At 32.9% G+C, this 25,272-nt stretch carries 19 protein-coding genes; 4 read left to right on the forward strand and 15 right to left on the reverse strand.

The window, feature by feature from the left end; genetic code table 11:
* Positions 1–35 precede the first annotated feature (35 nt).
* The 11 genes from AC0VZ9_RS27130 to AC0VZ9_RS27180 form a co-directional block, all read right to left on the reverse strand.
* Complete coding sequence (locus tag AC0VZ9_RS27130) at positions 36–902, reverse strand: helix-turn-helix domain-containing protein (RefSeq protein ID WP_159871244.1); 867 nt, start codon at positions 900–902, stop codon at positions 36–38.
* 200 nt (positions 903–1,102) lie between these two features.
* On the reverse strand, positions 1,103–2,272 hold the full coding sequence (locus AC0VZ9_RS27135) for a nucleotidyltransferase domain-containing protein (protein WP_159871241.1): 1,170 nt from the start codon (positions 2,270–2,272) through the stop codon (positions 1,103–1,105).
* A complete protein-coding gene (locus AC0VZ9_RS27140) occupies positions 2,259–3,308 on the reverse strand; it encodes a BtrH N-terminal domain-containing protein (RefSeq protein WP_159871238.1) in 1,050 nt (349 codons plus the stop codon). The genes AC0VZ9_RS27135 and AC0VZ9_RS27140 overlap by 14 nt, the downstream gene beginning before the upstream one ends.
* Positions 3,298–3,870 (reverse strand): hypothetical protein, encoded by a 573-nt coding sequence (locus AC0VZ9_RS27145; RefSeq protein ID WP_159871235.1) that lies wholly within the window; start codon positions 3,868–3,870, stop codon positions 3,298–3,300. Before AC0VZ9_RS27145 ends, AC0VZ9_RS27140 begins: the two co-directional genes overlap by 11 nt.
* Before the next feature lie 13 nt (positions 3,871–3,883).
* On the reverse strand, positions 3,884–5,128 hold the full coding sequence (locus tag AC0VZ9_RS27150; RefSeq protein WP_159871232.1) for an ATP-grasp domain-containing protein: 1,245 nt from the start codon (positions 5,126–5,128) through the stop codon (positions 3,884–3,886).
* The gene (locus AC0VZ9_RS27155; RefSeq protein WP_159871229.1) at positions 5,112–5,381 is read right to left on the reverse strand and encodes a phosphopantetheine-binding protein; all 270 of its coding nucleotides are present in this window, start codon (positions 5,379–5,381) and stop codon (positions 5,112–5,114) included. Before AC0VZ9_RS27155 ends, AC0VZ9_RS27150 begins: the two co-directional genes overlap by 17 nt.
* Before the next feature lie 16 nt (positions 5,382–5,397).
* Positions 5,398–7,104, reverse strand: coding sequence for an ABC transporter ATP-binding protein (locus AC0VZ9_RS27160; RefSeq protein ID WP_159871226.1), 1,707 nt, complete (start codon positions 7,102–7,104; stop codon positions 5,398–5,400).
* 22 nt (positions 7,105–7,126) lie between these two features.
* Positions 7,127–8,875 (reverse strand): ABC transporter ATP-binding protein, encoded by a 1,749-nt coding sequence (locus tag AC0VZ9_RS27165; RefSeq protein ID WP_159871223.1) that lies wholly within the window; start codon positions 8,873–8,875, stop codon positions 7,127–7,129.
* A gap of 13 nt (positions 8,876–8,888) precedes the next feature.
* Complete coding sequence (locus AC0VZ9_RS27170) at positions 8,889–10,085, reverse strand: acyl-CoA dehydrogenase family protein (protein WP_159871220.1); 1,197 nt, start codon at positions 10,083–10,085, stop codon at positions 8,889–8,891.
* Between the two features lie 43 nt (positions 10,086–10,128).
* Entirely contained in the window at positions 10,129–10,587 is a 459-nt protein-coding gene (locus AC0VZ9_RS27175) for a nucleoside-diphosphate kinase (protein ID WP_159871217.1), read from the reverse strand.
* 57 nt (positions 10,588–10,644) lie between these two features.
* Positions 10,645–11,532 (reverse strand): radical SAM protein, encoded by an 888-nt coding sequence (locus tag AC0VZ9_RS27180; RefSeq protein WP_159871214.1) that lies wholly within the window; start codon positions 11,530–11,532, stop codon positions 10,645–10,647.
* Positions 11,533–12,131: 599 nt separating this feature from the next.
* Between AC0VZ9_RS27180 and AC0VZ9_RS27185 the strand changes: the two genes are divergently transcribed.
* The gene (locus tag AC0VZ9_RS27185; protein ID WP_159871211.1) at positions 12,132–14,270 is read left to right on the forward strand and encodes a tetratricopeptide repeat protein; all 2,139 of its coding nucleotides are present in this window, start codon (positions 12,132–12,134) and stop codon (positions 14,268–14,270) included.
* Positions 14,270–15,499, forward strand: coding sequence for an MFS transporter (locus AC0VZ9_RS27190; RefSeq protein ID WP_159871208.1), 1,230 nt, complete (start codon positions 14,270–14,272; stop codon positions 15,497–15,499). The genes AC0VZ9_RS27185 and AC0VZ9_RS27190 overlap by 1 nt, the downstream gene beginning before the upstream one ends.
* Before the next feature lie 44 nt (positions 15,500–15,543).
* Here AC0VZ9_RS27190 and AC0VZ9_RS27195 read toward each other — a convergent pair whose 3' ends face one another.
* The 3 genes from AC0VZ9_RS27195 to AC0VZ9_RS27205 form a co-directional block, all read right to left on the reverse strand.
* Positions 15,544–16,875: a UDP-N-acetylmuramate--L-alanine ligase gene (locus tag AC0VZ9_RS27195; RefSeq protein WP_159871205.1), complete on the reverse strand. Its 1,332-nt coding sequence runs from the start codon at positions 16,873–16,875 to the stop codon at positions 15,544–15,546.
* 49 nt (positions 16,876–16,924) lie between these two features.
* Complete coding sequence (locus AC0VZ9_RS27200) at positions 16,925–17,710, reverse strand: Cof-type HAD-IIB family hydrolase (protein WP_159871202.1); 786 nt, start codon at positions 17,708–17,710, stop codon at positions 16,925–16,927.
* Between the two features lie 605 nt (positions 17,711–18,315).
* Positions 18,316–19,428, reverse strand: a complete 1,113-nt coding sequence (locus tag AC0VZ9_RS27205) for a hypothetical protein (RefSeq protein WP_159871199.1) — start codon at positions 19,426–19,428, stop codon at positions 18,316–18,318.
* A gap of 868 nt (positions 19,429–20,296) precedes the next feature.
* Between AC0VZ9_RS27205 and AC0VZ9_RS27210 the strand changes: the two genes are divergently transcribed.
* Complete coding sequence (locus AC0VZ9_RS27210) at positions 20,297–22,018, forward strand: helix-turn-helix domain-containing protein (RefSeq protein WP_159871196.1); 1,722 nt, start codon at positions 20,297–20,299, stop codon at positions 22,016–22,018.
* Positions 22,019–22,029: 11 nt separating this feature from the next.
* Positions 22,030–22,302 (forward strand): hypothetical protein, encoded by a 273-nt coding sequence (locus AC0VZ9_RS27215; RefSeq protein ID WP_251284901.1) that lies wholly within the window; start codon positions 22,030–22,032, stop codon positions 22,300–22,302.
* A 385-nt stretch (positions 22,303–22,687) separates the two neighbouring features.
* Here the strand turns inward: AC0VZ9_RS27215 and ltrA are convergent, their stop codons facing one another.
* Positions 22,688–24,487 (reverse strand): group II intron reverse transcriptase/maturase, encoded by a 1,800-nt coding sequence (ltrA, locus tag AC0VZ9_RS27220; RefSeq protein WP_159871190.1) that lies wholly within the window; start codon positions 24,485–24,487, stop codon positions 22,688–22,690.
* Positions 24,488–25,272: the final 785 nt, after the last annotated feature.

Genomic DNA, 25,272 nt, shown 5'->3' on the forward strand with positions numbered 1-25,272 from the left:
CTACTATAAGGGGTGCAGTCTAAACAAAGGGGGTTTTATATGTAGTGTTTCTTTTTATCAAGCAGAATCTTTTTATGATAAGTTAATTCCAGTATGTCAAAAAAGAGATATGCTTTTTTAAAGTTTGAAGATATTTCTTCATACTCTCCATCAATACACTCTAAAATATATGCCTTTTGACAATAGAGATGCCCAATTAATGACATGTCATTAAGAATTTGAGATAATGCAATTCCTTGGTTTGTATATTGGAGTGCTTGGTGATATTTCTTTCTTAAAAATAGTGATTTACCAAAGTTATAATTACATTTTACTTTTAAAATATCTATGGACTTTGATACTACTTTTTCAACTAATATCTCTTCGTAAATTGCATCGCTTTCTGCATAGCTCTTATTCTCTGCCAGAATATTAGCTAATGAATTTTTTATGTGTAAGTCTAAAAAAACATCAGTGCCGTAAGTATCCTTTTGCAATAAAAGGTTTAATTCTGTAATACAACTTTTTGAATTAATTTTATTTAAAGTATATGCAGCTATATAGTACTGCCATAAGAGAAATTTTTTTAATTCAGGATGGATAGCTTCTTTTTGAGGCAATACCTCATCAATCATTTGGTAAATCTTTTTATAGTCTTTATTCTTAGATAAGGTTAGGATTTCTTCTTTGAATGCTTTTTTATATTCGACATCATCATGTATTAAAACCTCAAAAAAATAGGTGGATGGTATCTTTAATTTACGAGCTAATAAATGAAGTACATCAATACTTGGAAAGACCTCTCCAGCTTCCAACCGGCTGATCTCACTTTGATGACACACATTTTCTGCTAATTGTTTTTGAGTAAAACCCCTTATTTTTCTCCAACGTTTTAATTCCCTTCCTAGCCTCTCTTTATCCATAAAACTCCCCTTCCAAAAAACTCCATATACTTAGTATACAGTATTTTAGAAGAGAAATAACCCATCACCTTTCGGTAAGTGGGTTATCCCTTTCTACATATTTAAAATAATCAACTTGTAACCTGAAAACACAAGCATAGTAATAACTTCAATTATTATCTCCTCAAGCTTTATTCAATAAATAGCGCCAAAAATTATTACTATTTCCCTAAACTTGAAACTATATTTCTATATCTTTCTGATTCAACCATATCTGATTCATCTAATTTTTCGAGCTCCTTAATTCTATTTGAATTAAAGAAACGTTCTAAGAAAGGAATCTCCCAATTATGATTAGTGTTTTCCTCTACTCCAAATACATCTAAGTAGGATAAATTTTCAGGTTTAATTGAATTCATAAAGTGAGAATCAATAAATTCACCAAATAATAACTCTGTATGGTATAAAGCATAATAAACAATATGGTTTACTTTATTTTCAATTAGTTCTTCAGAAAACTCTGGCCAGTTTATATCATTCTGGAACTTTAAAATATATTCATAAACATCAACATACTTAATTAATTCTTGATCCTTTCTTTCCTTTATTCCTTGAATTCTTGTGGCATCTTGATAGAGATGAGAACTCAACTGAAGTACGTTGTATTCTGGCTTTAAGGAAAAGCATTTTGCTTTATTATTAATTATTTTTATTTCCTTTGAGGTTTCAAACAGGTTTTCCAAATTGTAATTAACCCTCATATTTTTAGCTCTATTAAAAATATCAAATTGCACGTCGAATTCAATAAACTCACAAGTTTCTTCATTGGTTTCTAGCAAAAAAGGTACTAACTCGTGTGTAGACAATCTATGGAACATCTTAAGTTCTTTCGTTGCCGGGTCAATAGCTCCGTCTTTAAGATAGCCTTGTATGAAGCCATGCTCATTAAGTATACTCGTTACATGCTTTAAGTCTTTATTTTGGATAAGGATATCCATATCGCCGCTATATCTTAAACCATAGTCCCTGTAAACCTGGTGATTCAGAATGGTACCTTTTAAGGGAATACACTTAATCCCTTCATTGTAGAAGTCATTAAAGATTTTAGCAGTATGATCATAATAGTATGTGTTTCTCATTTTATTGCCTGTATACATTAAGCTTAGTAAGCCCACCAGCTTATTAGGGAAATAGGAAGTAAGATTAAATTTTTTCAAGTTCTTATAAAAAAGCATACTAGTTCTATGGAGAAAAAGCATGGATATAAGTTTATCAAAATCAATTATAGATACTTCTAAAAGATTTTGAACTTTTGTAATTTCCTCTTTACTAACACTTAATTTCGATAAGGTAAGTATTAACTCAACTTCTCCTGACTTATTTAACTCCATTTTCTAGCACCTCATTTACTTCACGTTTAGTAATTTCTACAAACCTCTTACTTTTATCTAGCAGCTCAAATTCCAAATCATTTATGGAATGCAATTTTTTTATCATCCGATTAAAAAGTTCGCTTTTTTTATGGGGCTTTGCTTTTGCTGCCTTTATCATCATATTGGAACACACTTTCCATTCTTGACCTGAATGAAAGTATCCTTCAAATAAGCTATTAAATAGTTCAGATGAAAATTCTTGCTTCTCCCTCGATAAGAAGGACGAATATAAATATCGGGTGTTCGATATTCTTGATAATATGGTATATAAGTCATCAAAAGTATCTTCTGTCAGAAATTCATTATTCATTGCATAAGACGCATATTCCTCAATAAAGGCCTGTATTCCATTAAGACCTTTGTGAACTACTTCAATGTCCCCTACCTTACTATCAATATTTAACTCACCTTCTAGGGCCATATTATTAGTCGCAATAGTAGATAAGATTACTTCCTTAGAATCCATTAATTTATTTTTAATTTCCACAGTAATAATGCCATGGGTAATATCATGATCTAATCTCAAAACTGTAGATTTTTTTAATGTTTCAAAGGATATCACATCCTGAATTTGATAAAAATCATCAACAAAGTTGAAGGTGTTTCCCTCATACCCTGTAATAATCAAACAGTGTTTAGCATGCTTGTCTTTGTAGCACATGTGATAACTCAGTTCAAAAGTATCTACAAATACAATTACAGGTTCCCCTTTATCTATGTAGGATTTAATGGAGAGAATCATTTCTTCAGCAGAATCATGTTCTACAAAGTTTGCATAAATAGGATCACCTAACATTAGTTCTTCTGTAATTGACAAAAATTTTGCATTTAGATAACCTGCATTGTTAGTTTTCTTAATATAATTCATTCCACATTGTTTCCATATATACTTATAGTTCTTATATTGTTTGTACTTAAGAACATTTGAAAATGCTAACGTAATACAATTTGCACCATGGATTCTTTCTTTTAAAGGAGAAATATCACCTAACATTTTTAGTGCTCCTTTCTAATGTTAATGAGAAAATATGCATACCAGGGTTATCTCCTAGTCTAATTTCGTTAAATAATACACCGGTAGGAACTTTTACCTTTTGGTACCATATGGTACATTGCATCCCTTCTAAACAACCTAATTGAGCAGAGTGAACTCCTTTACACACTATTGCTTTTAAATCATTAAATTTCGGCTCATAGTCAACCCAATCTGTAAAACCTAACATAACTTTGGAAACCGATCCTTGTTGGTCTATAAGTGATATGGGTTCTAAGAATGAGCCATTATCAGCAGCCCCCAGGACATGTATGGCTTGATAAGAGTCCTCTTTGACCTTTATTTTTTGTTCATTGAATTCTATATTATTAAACTTTCCCTTTTCCTTCGATGGGAAATGAAATGGCACTTCGTGGATTTTTATTACCTTTTCAGATGATGGTAGTTGCTCAGCCGGATACGAAGAGCCACTTCCAGTAAAATCGCCGTTTTCTCTTTGGTTAATAAATGAAAATCCACAATTACAATAGTATTCCTCAAGGTTGACTAAATAGTAACTCATAGCCGTTGTCCCCTCATAAATATTTTTGAAACTCTTCAAATTCAGTTATCATTTCGTTAATTTTTTTCTGAGAATTCCCATAAAAGAGTACAAAAATTCGAAATTTTGTAGTGCTGCTTACATTATCTTTTATGCTAGCAAAGGTATATATTAAGAAGTTGTTATCTGGACAAGGATACAATTTATTACTTAGTTCTCCATATATATCGCTAAATTCATGGTATTTATCCGAACTTAATCTAGCAAATCGACTTTGAATAAAGTTATACGATTCTTTCAATTTCTTTACTGTTGGTAGCAAGTAGGTGACTTGGGTAAAACGGCCATTAATCTCAACAGCAGGATATAATATACCGTCTTTATCAATAATAGAATCAATACCGGCAATACCTTTATATCCCTCTGATTGAAGATGCTCGCCAATTTTAGTTAGATCTCTCCTATAATTATTTAAAACTGACTCACTAAATTTACTAGAGAAATTAGTTCCCAGATACATACCATTTTTATCTATAAGCTGTTCAGTAATAGAAAGGATTCTTACTGTTTTATCATCAATAAGCAGCTGTGCATTTATATTACGATCAACTTGATGCCATCCTTCAATTAATAATGAAAAATTACTATGACCTCTTCTTTTTAAGAAATTGATATAACTATTGAACTTTCTTTGGTCTTCAAAAGTTTTCAATCCTTTGCCAGACGAACCATACGGAACTTTTATAACTACTTTATTAAACCCTTGCTTTAATAGCATTTCAAAAGCTGAAAACAGTTCATCTAAGTTGTTACAAAAATAACCTGCAGTAGTCTGGAGGCCCAAACTTTTAATCATCTGCCTACAATAAAATTTATCATTGACTCTTTTAACCAACTCACTTTTGCATCCAAATAAGGGAAAGTTTCTTGCCAATGACAATTGATATAATTCATTGGTAACAATATAAGGTACAAACATTGTGTCACTTTGCAAAATATCACGTGGTATACTGTGTGAATCCTCTATTTTCACTATTGTTGGTAATTGGATTCCATTTGTTCTTAGATATGATAAAAACTCTGCATTAATATCTTGTCTTATTAAGACGGTATCACGCGGGTTAGCAATCAGAAGAAGTTGTTGTTCTTGTTGAATCATGAGGTTATCTTGTTGATTATCAGATATACTTGGGAATGCTTTAACTTGATTCCAGGCTTGTTCCTGATTAATATTATAAAACCAAACAAACCCTTGTTTATTCTCAGTTTGCAGCAACATATTTGTTCCCGGTTTTCTCTATAATCTTTGTTGCAATCTTCTCGATACTAGAAAAGTTTTCTGTTAAGAGCTCATTATCATCGAAGCCGATATCGAAGTGTTCTTCTAAATCTAATATTAAACTCACAGTGTTTAGTGAATCTAAACCTACAGATATTAAGTCTTCTTCAATTCCAATTTCTTTATCACTTCCAAGAGTTTCATTAAGAATTTCTTTGATAGCTGAATATAAATTTTCCTTTGATGTATTCATAAATTCCCTTCTCTCATTAAACAATATTAGTTAACCGGCTATAGGAGCTATTATTATTAAGTAAAGTATTGTGACTACCTTTCCCTACAATTCTCCCTTTATCTACTACTAGTATTAAATCTGAATTCTGAATTGTAGATAACCTGTGAGCTATAATAATGGTTGTCCTATCCTTTCGAAACTCATCCAAATCCCTTAATACCTTCCGTTCTGTTTCCAAATCTAGAGCCGATGTTCCTTCATCAATAATAAGGATTTCTGGATTTCTTAATAATGCTCTAGCTAGAGCTATTCTTTGTCTTTGTCCACCAGAAAGTAGAATACCCCTCTCACCAACCTGCGTCTCGTATCCCTTGTCTAAAGACGAAATAAATTCATGTATATGGGCTATCCTGCAAACCTTAATAATTTCTTCAATACTATGTTGTTCGGACCCCATCAATATATTATTTAAAATGGTGTCTGGATAAAAATAAGGATCTTGGAAGACAATCGTTATTTTGTTAGTCCATCCGTTTCTATTTAAATCGTTAATTTCAGTACCATTAATTAAAATTTCACCTTTATTTGCTTTGTAATTCATTAATAAAAGCTGCGCAATCGTCGATTTACCTGAACCGCTAGAACCAACAATTCCAATTTTCTTATTAATAGGGATATCTATAGACATTTCATCTAATACATTCTCTTTTAGGTCAGAATACTTGAAAGAAACGTCTTTAAATTTTATTGACTCTATAGGTTGTGAAATTATAATATTCCCATCATTAAGTTGTTCTTTATCCATAACACTTTTAAGGCGATCCACAGATGCCATATTTATTGGGATCTTCATAACAAAATCGTATAGAGTTTGAAATGAATCCATAAGCTGAGTAGAAAATTGATATATAACCACAAACATACCTAAAGATAGCTGATCAGTCATCACCAGGTACCCACCATATGCTAGGATGATGAATAATGCTGCCCATTTTAAAGATTGACTTGAAATTATTTGCTTATTTATAATCCCGCTCTCTTTTTTAACCTCACTAAAGTACTGAGAAAAGTTTTTCTTATATCTTTCTTCTTCCCACTTTTCTCGGTTATAGGCTAAAACTTCTCTTGTGGCAGAGACACTTTCCTCAATGTTCACCAAAAGCTCTGTTCTTTTTTCAAGAACAGCAGCTGAATGCGCCTTAATCCTATTGGTGTAGTATTTGACTATAAATATATAGCAAATACTTAAAACTACTACGAGTATGAGAATTACTGGGCTGGCAACTCCAATAAATATAGTTAAGATTACTGCTGTGAAAAAGTGCTGAACGAGTTCTGGTATATTGATAGATATCATTCTAGCTACCGCTTCAATGTCACCTGTAAAATTGTTCACAAATTTAGCAGTACGTTCATTTTGAATTACTTCTGTAGGCAGTTTCTGAAGTTTTGCCAATAGGCTTTTTGATAATATTCGATTTAACCTAAACGCGTTCTTGTCAAGAATACGTGCAGCCAAAATATGAAATAAGTTGAAAGTGAAAATAGCTAAACAAAAGAACGACAGTAGGTATACTAACAGGTGATATTTTGATTCAATAAAAACATCATCAATAATAAATTTTTGAATAGCTATTAACGATAAGTTTGAAACAGTTTTGATAATAGTAAAAAGTAAACCCAAAGCAAATGACCATTTAATTATCTTTACGAATTTAAGTATCCACTTTGTATTTTCCAAGTTTTTCTCTCCAATATATTGTTTACTGACCTCCAACAGCTAGTTTATAAAATGCTCCCTTCTTGCTGATTAGATCATCATAACTTCCTTCTTCTAAATTTGTTTGGTTATCGATTAAGATAATCCTGTCGTAATTCTTTACTGAAGATAATCGGTGAGCGATTGCAATAGTTGTGCGATTCTTTAATAAAGAGTCGAGAGCGTTAACAACATCTTTTTCATTTTCGTTATCGAGGGCGGAGGTGGCTTCATCCAGCAGTAAAATGGATGGGTTTTTAATGAACATCCTTGCTATTGCTATTCTTTGTCTTTGACCGCCTGACAACTTTACTCCTCTCTCTCCTAACAAAGTATCGTAACCATTAGGAAGATTCATTATGAAATCATGAGCGTTTGCAGCCTTTGCTGCCTTAACGATATCCTCATTGGAGGCTTCGGGATAACCGAAGCGAATATTCTCTCTAACAGAAAACCCAAACAAATATGTTTCTTGAAAGACGTATCCTATGGAGCCTCTAATTGTTGAAAAGCTTAACTCTTTGAGATTTACTCCATCCAATGAAATATGTCCCTGATCCGGATCATAAAATCTTGTTATTAGCTTTAATAAAGTAGATTTTCCATTTCCGCTTGAACCAACAATAGCCACTTTTTCACCTGGTTTAATATTGATATTTATATCTTTGAGTAATGGACGTTCTTTCAAGTATCCAAAGCTTACATTATGTAGCTCAATGGCTCCCTGGATCTTTTCAATTTTTTGAGGAGCAATAGGTTCTTTAACTTTTGGCTCTAAATGAGCAAAGTTATAAAGCCTTTCAGCTTGTAACATGATAATTCGTTGTTCTGTTAAGGAGGTAACCAAATGAGTTAAGTCGGTCATTAATCGATAGTAATAAAAAGTTAATGCTACAAACTCTCCAATGGTCAACGTACCGTTTTGTATGGATTTTGCACTTAATATAAAAAAAATTAAAGCTCCTAAGTAAATTGTTAATCTCCGTACAGTTCCTCTAAGAAAAGCATAAAGATTCGCACTTAAGTGAGAATCATGGAACTTCCTTAAACTACTTAGTAAGCTATTCATTGCCCACTTTTGGCCATTTAAAATACGTGTTTCTAAAATTGAAGTAATGCTATCATAAATCTTTTTATTACTAGTAATTCTGTTTTCTCTAGCAACTTTTAACCATTTCATTGCTTTTCTTTCAAAGTAAGGCCCTATTGTGTAGTAAGATAAAAAACAAGGAATAATTAAAAAGAAGATTTTATAGTTCATGGTAAGCATAAAAACAGAAGTGATAATTAGAATAAATGTCTTTTCTAGTATTTGAGGGAAGTAAAATTCATAAATCTTCTTCACCGCAGTTACTTCAGTATTAAAAAGAGATAGTGTCTCGCCGACGGGTGTCTTTTCATGGTAGGAAAAGCCAAGTAATCTTAGGCTTTTAAATAATGTTAGTTGTAAATCTCTTGCTGCTTTCTCCTGAACAGTTTTTTGTAAGTACTCCTTCATGGCCATAGAACCCAGCATGACTACGATTAATAAAAAAAGCATCAACAAAAGCTGTATAAAAAGTTTCTCATTATTGGTTGGAATTACTTCATCAATAAAATACTGAATGAATTTCGGAATTGAAAGCTCAATGGCCGATATGACTAAACTTGTCATTAACAGGACAATGAATCCGCCTTTGTATTTCCCTAAAAATGATATGATCCAGAAATAACTTTTCGTCAAATTTGAATTTAATGTAAAATAGTTTTTCAATTTACTTTTTCCCCTAAGCCCATCTATTTTTACGAGTAATGACACCTAGTGTTTTCTTCGCTAACAACTCTTTTAATAGATCTTCAGTTGGTTGATGGAAGGTTGCTGCTCTTACATCTCTATATAGCCTCTCTAAGAGATTTCCTTTATTTAAACTACCCATACCTTCAATTTGCATGGCATCCCAAACGATGTCATTCGCTGCATTTGATAAATATGCTTTGGTTACCATGGAAGTTATGTTTAGGTCATTGGGAAATCTATTAAGTTTTAATGCCTCTTCAAGTTGGTTTGAGTAATTTAATAGCTGGCTAAAAGAGGTATCCAATTTTATTTTCATATCGGCAACCTTAAATTGGACGCCTGGCAAAAAAGACAGTGCTTTCTTTGATATTCTATCTGTTCTTTGTTTTACTAAATCCTTGGTATGGTTAAATGAAGCAATTGAGATCCCATGATATACAGATGAAATGGCTAGCCTGGACCAGTAAACCAATTCACTTGTATCTTCAATACCATAAAATGGTCTTCCAATTACCCTCTCTTCGGGAACGAATACGTTTTCGAGTATTACATTATTGCTTTTAGAAGCCCTCATTCCTGAGAGGTTCCAGGATTCTTCTTCTATGATTACACCCTTATCTCTTTTTTCTAAAATTAAAGCCGTAATACCCAAATCAAAACCGTCTTCTTCAAATCCAATTTGATCTCCAAAGATAGGAATATAACTTGCGCACTCAATCCCTGAAACATACGGTTTAATTCCGTTGACGATATATCCACCTGCTACCTTATTAATTTGGATACTTGTATAAGCTTGTTTCTCCTTAGACGATATAGCAGCAGTTAACATGACATTCGGTTGATTAAAGGAAGTAATAAACTTACCTTTTGTTGCAATTTCCTGAAACATGTTTCTTACATAAGGGTTATCAATATGGGACTCTAAACCGGCCAAAGTATAGTAATGCATGGCTATACACAAACCAGTAGATGAGCAATAAGAACTAATTTCAGTTATTAATTTGCTAGTCTGTTCTGGTGTATAACCTTTTCCTCCCAGTTCAACGGGCAAAGTTACCAAATGCAGCTCCTCATCAGCAATTCCTTTGAAATTATCATGAGGAAAGCTTTCATTTTGATCATACATGTTAGCGTTTTTAAACATTTCTTCAAATAAACTACCATTCAGTATAGTTGAACTAGCCATCTTTAATATCTCCTAATTTTATTAATATTTTTTGAAAGTTTATTTAAACCTTTGACTTTTGTAAGCTAATAATCCAGTCATCCAAAACCTTCCTATAGACATTTAATTCATTTTCAGAGAAGAAAATTGACGATTCTCTATATACTTCTCCCGGGGACGAGCAATGCAGAACTCCCCTTGTGGGATGGGAAGAAAAATAATATCTAATGGTTCCAGGAATATCATGCTTCCCCTGTAAGTCCTTTAATATTTCTGCTGAATCAATGCCTAATGGGGATTCCATTACGATGGCCACCACAGGACCATCCAGACATAAATCGATGAGGTTTTCATAATGGGGAGAATCTTTACGGTCATGATACATACTCTGAATCTGATCCCTTGTAGGCGTAAGCATCTTCAATCCCGTGATTTTTAAACCCTTGTCTTCAATGAAACAAATAATCTTCCCAATTAAGTTCCTTTGGACTGCTTCAGGCTTTAAGAGAATAAAACCTCTCAATATTTACTTCCTCCTTTCTAGATTGCTAATATATTAGTATCCTTCTATCGCACTTGCTTAATTTACAGCTAAAACTTTATCGTATTTTTCCAATTGATCTAATACTTTATCAACTGCATTTTCATCACTAATATTGCCTATAAGAATCCTCTCGTTATTTTCATCTTCTGTTAGCCAATGATCATGTTCATTTTGTCTAGGAATCCACACTACCCCTTCTCCATCAATCAATAGGTATTTGTTTTTCCTGTTTAGCCTGGATTTCAATTGGATATCTATAACAGTATCAAAGTCTAGAGCCTCCCTTAGATTCTCAAACTGTTGGTCGGCTAACTCATACTTTAATCGATTTTTATACCCACCCGGCCCTATTGGCATGAACTGAAACAATTGCCATTTTGTAATCGATTGGTAAGGCTTGATTAACTCATAAATGTTTTGAATGTCATCATAGTTGTTTTTATGGACTACAGTATTAATGCAAATATTTGCTCCCTTTGAACTTAAGTCATCTAAGATTCCCAATATCTCATCTACTTTTAACCCCCGCCGGAACATATTCATTAAGTCGTCCGAGGAACCATCAAACGGAATGCCGATTACATCAATCGAGCTGATAATATCTTCAGAAGAGATTTTTTTTACTAATGTGTTTTGTCCAACTATTACATCTCTGATTAATGAAAGCCCCACCGTATCAAGATTAATCCGATAACCCAGTTCCTTTAGAGCACTGAGTATATATGGCATATCTTCTCTCGCTAATGGCTCACCACCAGACATCGTTACTTTTGGAACCAGCACTTTATCTTTTAATTGAGTTAGAAAATCCAAGAGATCTTCAGTAACATAATCTTTATTACTAAAGAAGTTATAGCAGCCGGGGCATCTGACAAAACATTTATTTCCGCCACTTAATTGAATTCTTCTGCTTATAGTTTTCAAATATTCGACCTCTTTCCTTAGCTTATTGAAAGGTTACATGCCTTTTTCCACTTACTACCAACCTGTCTCAACGAATATTCTAAATCAATAAATGATTGTAAAATATGAAAGTTTGCATATTTTTAAATAATCAAAATTTATAGAAATTAAGGCGCCGATCTCCTTATTAAGCGGCTCTTGTATTCTATGGGGTGAACATTTTAATTGCTAATTGAGGAGGTTAAAGCCTGAGGAGCCCGACAAATCTTATAGAGAAATCCATATGACCAAATCATCAGAATTTTTATGCAATTATGCATATTCGATTGACCAACTTAAAAATATTTAATATATTTACCTTGTAAAATTTTACAAAATCAAACGAAAGGAGTTGTTGAACATGAAATCTGTTAAAATGGCTAAATTTGAGCACGTTAAAACTCATAGCTTAGGTTACATTGATGAAGGCGGCTGGGCTTAATACATTCACATTTACATTTAATGCTATCTGGAATTACATAGCACCTAGGGCTTTGTAGAATAAATAGCGCAATTAAGGCTCTTTTCCATACGTGAAAAGAGCCTTAATTTTTAAAAAAATAATATAGGGGTTTTTTACAATGGAAAACTTAAAAACACGTTTGTTAGATTCTGTATTCCTTTCCAATGAATCTAATGTATTTTTATTAAACGGCAATATCGCACAAACTGATCAACTACTAAATCAATTAAACGAATCCTTATTATTAGAGAAGTGTTATGTATACAATACCTCCAGTGCTTGTTTGCCTACTGAATCCTTTTATACGGCAAAACAATTAGTGTATCAACAGCTAGATAAACTTGAACCTCAACATTCTAACCTTTTGGTTAAGTATAAAAAACCCCTTTTTTATTTGATGCCATGGTTAAAAGATGAAAATGATTTATTTAAAGACGTTTCATTAGGGTTAGAAATCCCACAAGAACAAAATCCAACCTCGTTTACTCTAAGCTTTGTCTATCAAGTAATAAATGGGATCATTAATTTTTTACTTGAATCAGCAAGATTACAAAGTAAAAATGATAAAGTTGTTTTTATTTTTTCTAATATCGATAAAACAGATTTCTCAAGCATACGCTTTATTGAGCAACTTTCAAAGCGTGCGAATCAAGCGAATTTTTATTTGGTTGGTTCCTACTCAGAGGAATTTCTCCCGGAAAAATACTCAACGCTTTCTAAATTAAAAGCTATTAGTTGTGAAGATATACAATCACAATGTGAAAGGCGGCTAAATTTAGAAGTAAAATATCCAGAGCGGGACTCTATTCAGCGGCATAGCTATCATGAAAAGGATTTGTCTACGAAATATGCTAATCTTCTCTCTTTGCAAGAAGACAGTAAGGAAATGGCTGAGTCATTTAAAGAAGCAGCTTTCTTTTCAAAGAGAAATGCTTGTTATGAAGAAGCTATTTATTATGTGGATATATTAATGGATAAATACTGGGGTTTCTTTGATGACAACCGCAAGGCCAAATTACTTCGTTTAAAAGGTGTATCGCACGTTCTCTTAAAACAAAACGATATTGCTATGAAATGTTTAGAAGAAAGTATAAACCTATCTAACGATAGGTATTTTAAAGCCAAGGTCTGCTATATTATCGGTTCCTTTATAACGAAGCATATAGATGAGCAGCTTGGCCAAGAGTGGCTTGATAAAGGATTTTCCCATATTGAAGGACTTAAAGATAAACAAGCAGTAACGGAAAGACTTTGGTTAAACAATTCACGAGCGCTTTATTATTTCAAAAACAGGGAATATGATCGTGCCATACAGATTGAAAAGGATAATATTAAAGAGTTTAACCTTACTTTTGATTCAAGTGAACATCTTATGACTCATGCTATTTTAAATTACAATACAGCATATGCATTACAAGACAGAGGAAATTATGACGAAGCACTATCTTATATAAATAAAGCAATAGACTTGGTACCTTCCCACCTGGATCTATATAACAACAAAGCAAATATCCTGCAAGCTATGGGTCGATATGAAGAAGCAGTTCACTACTATGATAGGGTAAAGGAAGAAGGTTTACCTAAAGATGAAGTCTACTTAAATTGTGGTAATGCAAAAGCATCTCTAAATATATGGGATGAAGCTTTGGATGACTATAATTATTCTTTATTTATTAACCCAGAGAATATTACTACCTGGAATTCGCGCGGGTATTTATACTACTTAACCGGAGATTATTTTAAAGCAATTAAGGACTTTGAACAATCACTAAAGATCAATCCTAAATATATACCTGCCTTACTAAATAGAGCCCTTGCATATGAAGCAGTTGGACACTTTAATAATGCCTTAAATGATTACCGTATTATTGAGGAGCAAAATACAAGTACAATAGAACTCTATGTAAATAGGGCTTCGCTATATCAAAAAATCGGTATGCTTGCCGAGTCAAGAGCGGATTTGAAAAAGGCTATAGAATTAAAGCCAAACCAAGCGGAGGCTTATGTAAATTTAGCTATTGTCTATAATGAAGAGGGTAATTTACTTGAAGCAAAAAATATGCTTATTAAAGCAGTAATGTTTGAAACAAATAACCCATGGATTTATTTTAATAAAGCATATATTCATAAAGCATTAGAAGAATATAATGAGGCAAAAAGTGAGATAGAAATAGCTTTAAAAATCTCCCCCAACGAGGAGGAATTTAGCGATTTACTTATTGAAATTAATGAATTATTACATCAGGTGGGGACTTAATGAAACTTTTAAAAGGTGAGTTTGCCAAATTACTGTTTAGTAAAAATTATGGATTTTTCTTTTTGGGAGGGGCAATTTCATTTTTTGGGACCGGCCTAACAAGAATAGCCCTCCCTATTCTGATTTTGGAAAAGACCGGATCTGGATTATTAATGGGTCTTGCTTTTGCCATAGAAGTCCTTCCAGCAACTTTATTGGGCCCATTTCTTGGTGCATTAACCGATAAATTTAACAGAAAAAAATCACTTATTGTAGTTGATTTATTACGAGCACTTCTTATTCTAGGTATCTTACTCAGTTCTAATCTTTATTTGATTTTTACAATGTTGGCTCTTATTGGTGTTCTAAAATCTTTTTATGCGCCAATTAGATTAGCTGTTGCACCCGATATCGTACCAAGAGCACATTTCCCTAATGCAGTTTCATTAAATGGTGCCACACAACAAATTTCTAATATTATCGGACCTTCGCTTGCCGGGATTTTAATTGCCTTTACCAGTACTTATGTGGTTATTCTTATTGACTTAATAACCTATTTAATCGCAGCCATTCTAACCTTATTTATCAAGATCCCTCAAAGAAAACTTGATAAAAAGGATTCTCTTGGAAAACATATCAAAGAGGGGTTCCAATTCCTTTATAGAAATAAGCTTCTTCGAAAGTTAAATTTTTATTGGATAATCCTAGAATTTGCTTTTGGTGGTCTACAAGTTCTTTTGTTGTTATACCTACAAGAAGTAAGTATGAATAAATCTTTTTACGGTCTGTTAATGACTTGGCTAACTGTAGGCATATTTACAGGAACAGTACTTGGACCTAAGATAATTAAAAAACGGAAATGGATAAAAGATCGATTAATTAATATATTACCTTTATCTTTTACCTTACTATATTGTGCGCTTATCTTTGATTTAAGCTTTTTCCCCCTTGTATTATTCATCACTGTATTAGGATTTTTATATGGTACTTTTAATATATTGGCTAGTGTTGATTTTGGCCTTGCGATCCCTTCAGAATTAAGAGGTCGGGTGTATTCTAATGCTAATGCTTTTACAACACTTTCATTCGCTTTAAGTACTGTTCTTACTGGAGCGACCAATGAATACTTTAAAGTTTCAACTATCTTTTTTATGATCGGGATTCTTTGTTCACTTCTATTATTGATTATAATTCTGACACATACATCATTAAAAACTATGTTTAATAATAAAAAAACAATAGCTTCATAATATAAAAAACCATAAAAGCTGCCTATGCTTTTATGGTTTTTAATTTAAGATAAAATGCTAACGAGTTCGCTTTTGTATTTTTCTATGTTGCCAGCACTTAAGAATAAATAAACTGCATCCTTATATTGTTCAATGTTTCTTATGCTCATTGAAGAATACGTTGGATTAACTACATTGGTATTATCTATCTTATTTTCTCTGTTTTCTGGACTATATATATCAGTAATAAAATGATGGTCAGCTTTTGATAACTCACTTTTAAAATCATTTAAGAATGTTTCAAATCTATTTATGGTATGTGGTTGGAAGATTGCTATAATTTTTTTCTGTGGGTATTTTTTTCTGCATGCTTCTAGTGTTACCCGGATCTCAGTAGGGTGGTGACCATAATCATCAATGATAATAGCCTTATTACAAGGAGTTTCTTGGAATCGACGTCTTGCTCCATTTAAATATTTTAAGTCTATTACATTACTACCTGGTAATTTGTGTACTCCATTTAAATATAAATTTGTTACCAATGCAGCTGCGACATTCATAATATTATGTTTTCCGAAGAAGGGAGTATAAATATTGAATCGTTGTTTTTTGTACTCTAAATCAAACATAGTATACATCTCAGTATTATTCTCACAAACATTTGAAATAACTGCATCGTTATCTTCACTAAATCCAAACTTGACTAAATTTATATCTAAATCTTCAATACACTGTAAAACATTTTCATCATCTCCATTTATAATGGCCACCTCCTTCGTGTTTTTTAGAAAGTCTCTAAAAACAGATTTGGTATCTTCTATATCCCTAAAAACATCTGGATGGTCAAAGTCTATATTTGTAATAATGGTTATCTTAGGAGAGTAATTCAAGAAATTGTTTTTATATTCACATGCTTCAAATAGAAATAAACTCTCAGGTTTTTCAGTCAAGTTGCCTACTCTTTTATTTCCACCAGTCCCATCACCTATTATGTAACTTATATCAGTAAATGCAGGCCAATCTAATTGAGATAGAATGTTCGTTGTGGATGTTTTTCCGTGTGTTCCGGATATGGCAATACTTAAATATTCTTCACTAAGGGTTGATAAGAAATCTGTGTACTTTATAATTTTATGGCCTAACCTACTAGCTATTCTGTAATCTATATTGTTATCAGGATTGAAAGAGTTTCCTACAATGATCTCTGTATAAGAATCAATTGCTTTTTCTATCTCACCAAAATTAAATATGTTAATGTTATTTTGTAGTAACTTTTCTTGGGTAAAGATGTATTCATTGGTATCTGAACCTTGAACACTGTATCCTTTCTCATGCAGCAACAGTGCTAAAGCACTCACTCCAGCCCCTTTAATACCAATAAAATAATAATTCTTCATTCTAATTTCCTCCTCATTCTGTCACTATGATTCTCACTAATTATAAAATTTAAATAATTCCAAATCTTTTTAGTGCATAATATATTCCGTCCTGGCTAGATTTTTTAGTAACAAAATCAGCAACATTTTTTAGTTTTTCACTGCCATTTCCCATTGCTATACCAAGACCCACCAGCTCTAACATGTCAATATCATTTTCACCATCCCCAAATGCTATAGCTTCCGATCTATCTATACCGAAAAATTGTAAAGTCTTCATTACAGCTAGAGATTTTGATACATCGTCCTTTAAAATATTTAACACGTATGGATGCCACCTTTTAAATGTTAAATCAGGGAATTTTTTATTATATCTTTCTACTGTTTCATCATTTGCAAACAGACAAAGCAAAAATACCTCTTGATCAAAAATAAAAGGATTGGTTTGTGGATATTCATTCAATGACAAAGTTTCTTTTAACGCACTAAGGATTTCTTTATCCTCTACTCCATTCATACTGAAATCTTCAGTATAAAAAGATAGGGCGGAATTTTCTTCTTTCGCAAAATCAATAAGTTCCTTTATTATATTTTTATCCATAGGAACCTTATGGATAATTTCTTCCCCGTGCTTAACATAACCACCATTTGCGGTTATGAATGTCTCTATTCCAATGGCCTTTAATTCTTTACACATTGATAATGGTCTTCCGGTTGCAGCAACTACCTTGATTCTTTTGCTTAATAACATTTTTATAGCTTCAATTGTGGACTGTGGAATATTTCCATTTTCATAGTTTGTAATAGTCCCATCCACATCGAAAAAAACAATTTTGTAAGCCTCAGAAGTACTCATAGCCACTACTCCCTTAATTAGTGAGATAATTTCTAATGAAAAACAACCATTTTCTATATTTTACCATAATTGATAAGTGATTAGAAAAGTCTAACCCAATAATTAGAAGTTTATGGTTTTAACCTATTTGTATTCCTCTTTGCATTTTCATGATCATTCATTATTCGATAACAAGTAAACAGATTAATGCTCATTTTTTAAGTGATAAAAGTTCATATTTGATAATAAAGACATATTAATAATAAGAACAACAGAATTAGTAAAAACATCAAATTAAATAAGCCCTTTAACCATTTACCCACTTTCCCCTTCTCCCCCAAGGGTTTTACAATATCACCTATATGAAGCCATTCAAATAACTAAGAATTTAACAGAAGCAAATAAAAGAAAATAACAAGTTAACAGTTTGTTTAATACACTGTATACAAACTCACAATAGAATTATTGAATTATTAAGTATTCCACAAGTGAATATTCGAAAGGGATTTTGGAATTTAAAAAAGAGGTTCCATAAATGGGACCTCTTTTTTTAGCTAATTCAAATATTAAACATGAGAATTGAAACGCCAAAAGCCTTGTAACAAGTAAATTTTTTACAAGGCTGTTTAGATATCAAATTTTGCAAATTCCGGTATTTCTCCAGTCAATTGATATTGTTCTACTTTAGCATCGTGAATTAATTCATATGGGATCTTCTTAAGTAAAGTTTTTATATCTTTACGGAAGGCTTTCCTGAAAAAGGCTCCCAGGGAATGTATTCTAAAAGTTGATTTAAGCACACTTTGTTCAGTTATGTAGGAACCAATACTATCTATGCAGCTAATAAAGTATCGCTTAATCGAATTTTCAAGATTAAAGGATTCATCATTTTTAATAAATTTCACCTTATCATATACCTCTTGCTTAAAAGATAGCATGATGTCAAATTGGTCTCGAGGCTTGTATTTTATTTTATGCCCATCAAGAAAATATATTAATTCATGGGAAAGCATTGCGATGAGATGATCAACTTTAAATTCACCGCTGCTTTGTTCTTTAACACAATCTTCTTTTAATGTAATCCATACCTTTTTAACCCAAATCTGATTGCCACGGAACTGTAAGCCCTCAAATTTAACATCAAATAAAGGTTCCAACAAAGCTAAAATTTCTCTAACCTTCTTCGCATTTTTATTTAATTGCTTCTTTAAAGTTGACATGTTACGAGATTGTTTAAGCATTTTCAAGTCAATGTCTTCTCTTTTAGACATAGCTGTACGGAACTGGTTAAATAAAGAAAGCATTAACTCAATTGCTTCGGGGTTTGCTGTCCTAACCAATTCTGCGAGAATATTTGTATCAAAAAGAGAATGAGGAATCAGAAGGTAATTTAGTTTACCTCCTTCCACACCTGGATTATTGCACTTTTCAATGTCTTTTAACACTAAGACAGAGATTCCATTTTGGATCTCCTCTTTAACAAAGTGATATTTCTCTAAATATAATTTCCCTGAATACAAAGAAGAATAAGGAATCTGGAGTTTTTTGGCCCAGTAAGAAAGGTTGAACTCTTTTAGAATACCTCTTTGGTTTTTCTCCAAGTCCAGCTGCTTGAGCATAGTTAGGTAGACAACATAAGCGGATGCTGGGGGCCGTTCAAACGTCTGGTCTCGCAACAAATGAAATTCTTTTAGTATAGATTGGTGCATTCTGAAACCGTCAATCTTCACTCTTTTCATGCTCAAGCTCCTTTCTAATTTATGTATTGATTCGCAGAAAGCCAAATAAAGACTAGGTACAAGAGATCTTTGTCCTGAATGCATGTTAATCTCAAGACATGAAAAAATAGCTTTTCTATAGACAATTCTATTAATCTCTTATTGTTGAAATAAGTATAACTCAATCGAAATTTGGAAAATGATCCTCTCTAGAGAAAATGCACCACAAATAAAAGTGGAATAAACACTGGTATAATAAGCTTTCGGAAAAAGTTATTATTTTTTTCTTATACGATTACCGCTAGATTATGCACCAATAGATATAAAATGCACCATTTAAAATAAATAAAGAACTATTAATAAACCTTTGATAAATGGGGATTTATCTATAATGTAAAGGATTATATTTATACGGGTTCCGCTATAATGTCTTTGAATTGGTGCATTTTAAGTTATGCAGCAGTCGCAGTAATTGATTTCAGTATTTGAACTTTCATTTGGTTTTTTTAATATTAATTACCAACTTTCTTTTTAAATCAAGGTTTTTAATCCATACAGGTTCCGCTAGATGCCCATCAAATGGTGCATTTTTAGTGGTGCGTTTTATTTTTATTTCTATACAGGTTCCGCTATAAATTCATATAGCCGGCTGTTAACCCCTACAACCTCCGCAGAGAAAAAGAGATATAATATCTATTAAACCCTTGATTTATAAGGGTTTATATAAGTTAGTTATATCAAAAGTGGTGCATTTCTTTTGAAAAGTGGTGCATTTTGATTAGGCATGTCGGGTAAAATGGTGCATTTCTCGATTTTTTAATTTTTATTTGGTGCATTTTGATATTATTAAGAGGACAAATTCACCCCTTTTTCTAAGGAGGTTAGAAAAATGAAATATGAAGACATACCAGAACATTTAATCCTAAATTATGAAGCTCTGAAAATTGTTCTTTTTGAGGAAGTTAAATCACTCTTTATGGATCGCCCTCATGTTTTGTCAAAGTGGAGCAGCTTAGCGTATCAAATGACAAAAGAAGAAATATTAAATCAAAAGCCCACAGATGATATGCGTTCTTTTGGAGTGTTAATCTCCCTTTTTACAGAAGCATTTTTTCACCAGAAACCAATTACTAAGGAAATGATCAAAGATGTTGTCTCCTCATCTGGTGACACGATAAAAGCATTTATAACAGGTCATCTGCACCAGGAGTTTCCTGAAGTCGAAGTGAAATATAGTTTTAACGACAATAAAATTGAAGAAGCGCTAGAGAAGGACTATATCCTTTCCAGCACGAATATGGATTTTCATCTAATGAGAGATATGGTTACGAAGAAGAATGATTTCAAAGAAGGCGAAGCAGGTTATCTAGCGACTGAAATTATAGACAATCGAGGTAACGTTAAAGGGGTTGCTGAGCTGCGGCCGCATGAATTACAAACTGAATTAACGATAGAGCAGCAAGTATGGCTAGAGACCTTGGGTGAAACGCTTAACTCGTTAGATGACTTGACCGCGGATTTATTTGATTTGATATCATATTTATGGCTTACACAGCCAAAGTCGAGTGATGGATACATAGAGTTTCATAGTAATGATGCTTTGCGACTAAGAAATATAAAAAAGAGAAGTTTTGCTGGTAAAGAATTTGATTACCGGGAAGAAGACCGTTTTAACATTATGAGAAGAGTAGCGGCACTCTCAAGTATTTGGGTATCCTTAGGTGACCAGACTATTAAGATTGTAAATACGGAAGGCCTTCAAGATAGCGAGCTGTATAAATTTAAGGATTTCCAGAAGATGTTTGAAATAGGAAAAATACGTATAGCCTATGATAAGAACACAGGAGAAGCTAAAGGAATATATGCTGTCCAGGTGCGCCCTACTTCTATTTTAACTCCTTATCTGGAAGGTCCTAAAAAGACACTTGGTATATTAGATTTAAAGGTCTTTAAATACAGCCATACCAGCCAAAGAGCTCATAAACGGCTGACAAGGTATTTAAACCTCCAATGGAGGATCAGAACGGTTAGGAACACGCTTGGGCAGCCATTTAAGGTAGGAACTCTTTTAAAAGAAATGGACTTCTCCTCCCGTTATACTGGAGTTGCACTAAGGGATAAATTTGAAAACACTTTGGATGATCTCCAGGCTGATGGTGTTATAAAAAAATGGATGTATTTAGATGAATTAGACGAAGAAATGGTAGGAAAACGAAACTGGGTTAAAGAATACTGGAGTAAGTTAAATGTACATATTTTGCCGGCTGATTATATTGTAAAGGAAAACAGAAAGATTCTTTCTTCGCAACCAGTGACAAACAAAAGATTAATCGAAACATCCATAGCGCAAAGTGCAGCAGATATTGAATTAGTACCAAGCGGACATTCTATGGCTATACAAAGTGCAAAAGACTCACAAGGGCCGATTACTTTAACTCCTGAAAAAATGAAGGAAGCATTGGAGTTTTTAAATATTAGCATCCGGCAAGCTTCTGAGGAAATAGGCATTGCTCACACTACCCTATCGCGCTATATAAAAAGGGAAAATAAAAGGCAGAATAAGAAAAACGATGAGAAAATGTTGAATTGGCTGAAGCAAAAGCTTAATTAAACCTAAAAAGGATGAACCCGTTGGAAATTGTGATTGAAACAATAATGGACATTGAAGGTAACAGGGGTTTAAGAAGAGGTACTTTTCATGTCCGTGATCATGAGTTTAAAAAAAACCCTACTTTTACAGCGGCAGTAACAACCTATGAATGGATACAGTCTCAAATAAGGGAAAGTGGCTTTAGACAAACTGTAATTGAAAAAGTGACATGGAATGAAAATAACGATATTACAGAAGACGTAAAGCAAATTAGACCAATAATAAAAGATGACTTACCATTTTAAAAAGGCCAAACTCATAGATGAGTTTGGCCTTGTTCTTCAGTTGGAACTAAAATAAGAATAGACAAAGAGGAAAATGTTCCTTCTTTCATATATTTTCCTCAAAGTTTAGATGCTTACTCTCCAACCATACCATCATTGTCATTATCTCGCATATACCGATATAACCAATGTTATATTAAGGTTATAGGAATACATTGCTTGATATTAAAAGAACCACACATAATAGATATATCTAAAATGTGTGATCTAATTTTAATTTCTTATTCAACTAAAGCACCCTATAATTTAATAGCAATAGGTAAGACTTTGATGTAATCTCCATCTTTTCCCCTGCTCCACACCCAACGTGCGATTTTCACCGCATTAGGCGTTCCATCTTATTCTTTTAGACTAAAGCAATTAAATTACAAACTTTACGGAATTGGTTTAGTTTCTTCAGTTGTTTTCCATCCAATTGAAGAATGTTCCTATATCGTTCAATCGTCGTTTCATTAGTAGCATGGATTAATCTATGTACATCTTCATGTACGATTACAAGATTGCTAAATTCATCTGTCCCCCCCATATGTCGGGGTAACTTATGGTGACAGTGCAGCTTATCGGATGTCAAAAATTCCCCTGTTACAGCACATTTTCCTAGTTGCATAGAGTACCTTGAAATTTTGTTATCTGCAAATTCTAAGTTGTCTTTACCGTAAGGTATTTGTAACATCTTGTTTATTTCTATGGCAATGTCAGCCCTAAGATTTTGATGAAGTTTAAGCCTTCCTTCTTTTGTATAGTCACATATATCTTGACTGAAGTTCATGGCATTACTTGTTTGTGTATCTCCGAAGAGAAATAAATGCAAACCAGCAATTTTATATGTTTTGAAATTATTCTTATGAAGTCTCTTGTATGTTTCCGATGGATTAATGGGTTTTCCATATTTCCCAATTGATTTTAGACGATTATACATGGTTTTCGTTAGACGATAGGCTATTTTTCCAAAGTCAATATTTACATGAGTTGCAATTTTAAAGTAATTTTTTATTCCGAGAATATAAGAGTTATAATCCAAAACAGTTTTTGGCGTTGGCTTATTTTGAATCTCGCGAATTAAATATCTAAGTTTATCTAGTATGTTTTTCTTCTTTTTATCCATAATATGTGTATTGGCTACATATTTATTACGCTTGGATACTGCTTTAATAGAAAAACCTAGAAAATCAGATTTTCTCTTTCTTAGATTAGTAATCGCTGATTTCTCGGAAGATACATCAAGGTTTAATTGATTTTTTAGGTATTCTTTGGTGGCGTGATGTATTCTTATAGCTGATTCATGAGAATTTGTGAAAATCTTGAAGTCATCCGCATATCTGATGATATACATTTGTTTGAGATTCGTTTTCTTTAACGCTCTAGTCTTACTATTAGGTGCATAAGAATGTTTTAGTTTTAAGCATTCCCATTGGTTAGCTATCCACCAATCTAAATCATTTAAAACAATGTTCGATAGTAGGGGGGATAGGATACCTCCTTGCGGAGTTCCTTTAGTTGGAACACCTATGCCTTTTATTGGTGCCTTTAACATTTTTGAAACAATGGCTAATACTCTTTTATCCCGTATACCTATACTGTACATTTGTTTAATTAATTTTGAATGGCTTACATTGTCAAAAAAACCTTTTATATCAATGTCTACTACATGATGTAACTTCACATTATTGACTAAGAACTGACATCTAGCCATTACATGATGAGTTGACCTATTTAGTCTGAAACCGTATGAATGGTGATAAAATTTAGCCTCACAAATTGGTTCTAATACTTGTTTGAACATCTGTTGTATTAACCTATCTCTCATAGTTGGAATTCCTAATGGTCTTTTCTTTCCATTCGGTTTAGGTATTTCAACTCTTCGTACCGTTTGAGGTTTATAATTCTTTAATGCTTTTCGAATTACTTCAATAAATTCATCAACGTTTTCAATTTTATATTTATCAATCGTGATGCCATCAGTTCCAGCTGTTTTTGAACCTGTATTCGCTTTGATGTTTCGAAAGGCTAATAAGATATTGTCTTTCGATATGATATGTTCATATAGCCTTAAACCCTTTGTAGCATTGTTTTTACTTCGCTCGTAAAGGTCATCAAATATGTCTTGCATACTGTAATATTCTGCATGCCGTAAAGCTGTACTCACCGATGGATTGTTTCTCCTTCCTTGCGGAAAATCCCATCATCGTACTCGACCCTGTGAGTTTCATTAAATTGATTTGCCTTCAACGAATAAGACTTGGGACCATCCCTCCACGTTCGTTACACGTTTCATCGGTACTATATCCCTACTTTCGCAAGAATAAAGTCACTTCGATGTTTATTTATCTTATAGACACCATCCAGATAGTAGTCTTTTAATAGTGGATGTTTCTTACTTACAACGTTCCGATTAACCTAGCTTTACATATATCCGTAGGTGCTTACTTTAAGCCTGTCAATTCTATATCCTCATTAGTTAGATATTCCGAGGTTCCTATGTACTAGTCGTACTTTTCGGTGTTTGACACTGCATTTACAGCATACGTCTTTCGAGCGTATTAGATTCTAGACCTGTACATTCGCAAGTTCGTCAGTCCATCTGGACATTCTCACCTTAGATATTTTATAGCATCCCGACCTATCATGAACCATATTCTGTTTAAGAACTTAGGTACATTTCAGCCGACTTCACCTAGCTTCATACACGTTCGGGCTACTACCATTCCGTGCATGTAGGAGTATCAGATAACTCGTTTCAGCTCAACATGACGGCCCTCATTCCAAGTTTCAATTAATCAGTTGTGATTGCTTTTTAGCAATCCTCCTATTTCGTGTTTATACACTTATAAGGAAACGTTTCGCACAGTACATTTCTTCACAAACTTATTGCAGGAATGCTGCCCCAGTGGTTGAATAAGAAAAAAGCTGCCGAAATGACAGCTTAGACTT

The sequence above is a fragment of the Cytobacillus sp. QJM3NY_8 genome, assembly GCF_056173585.1.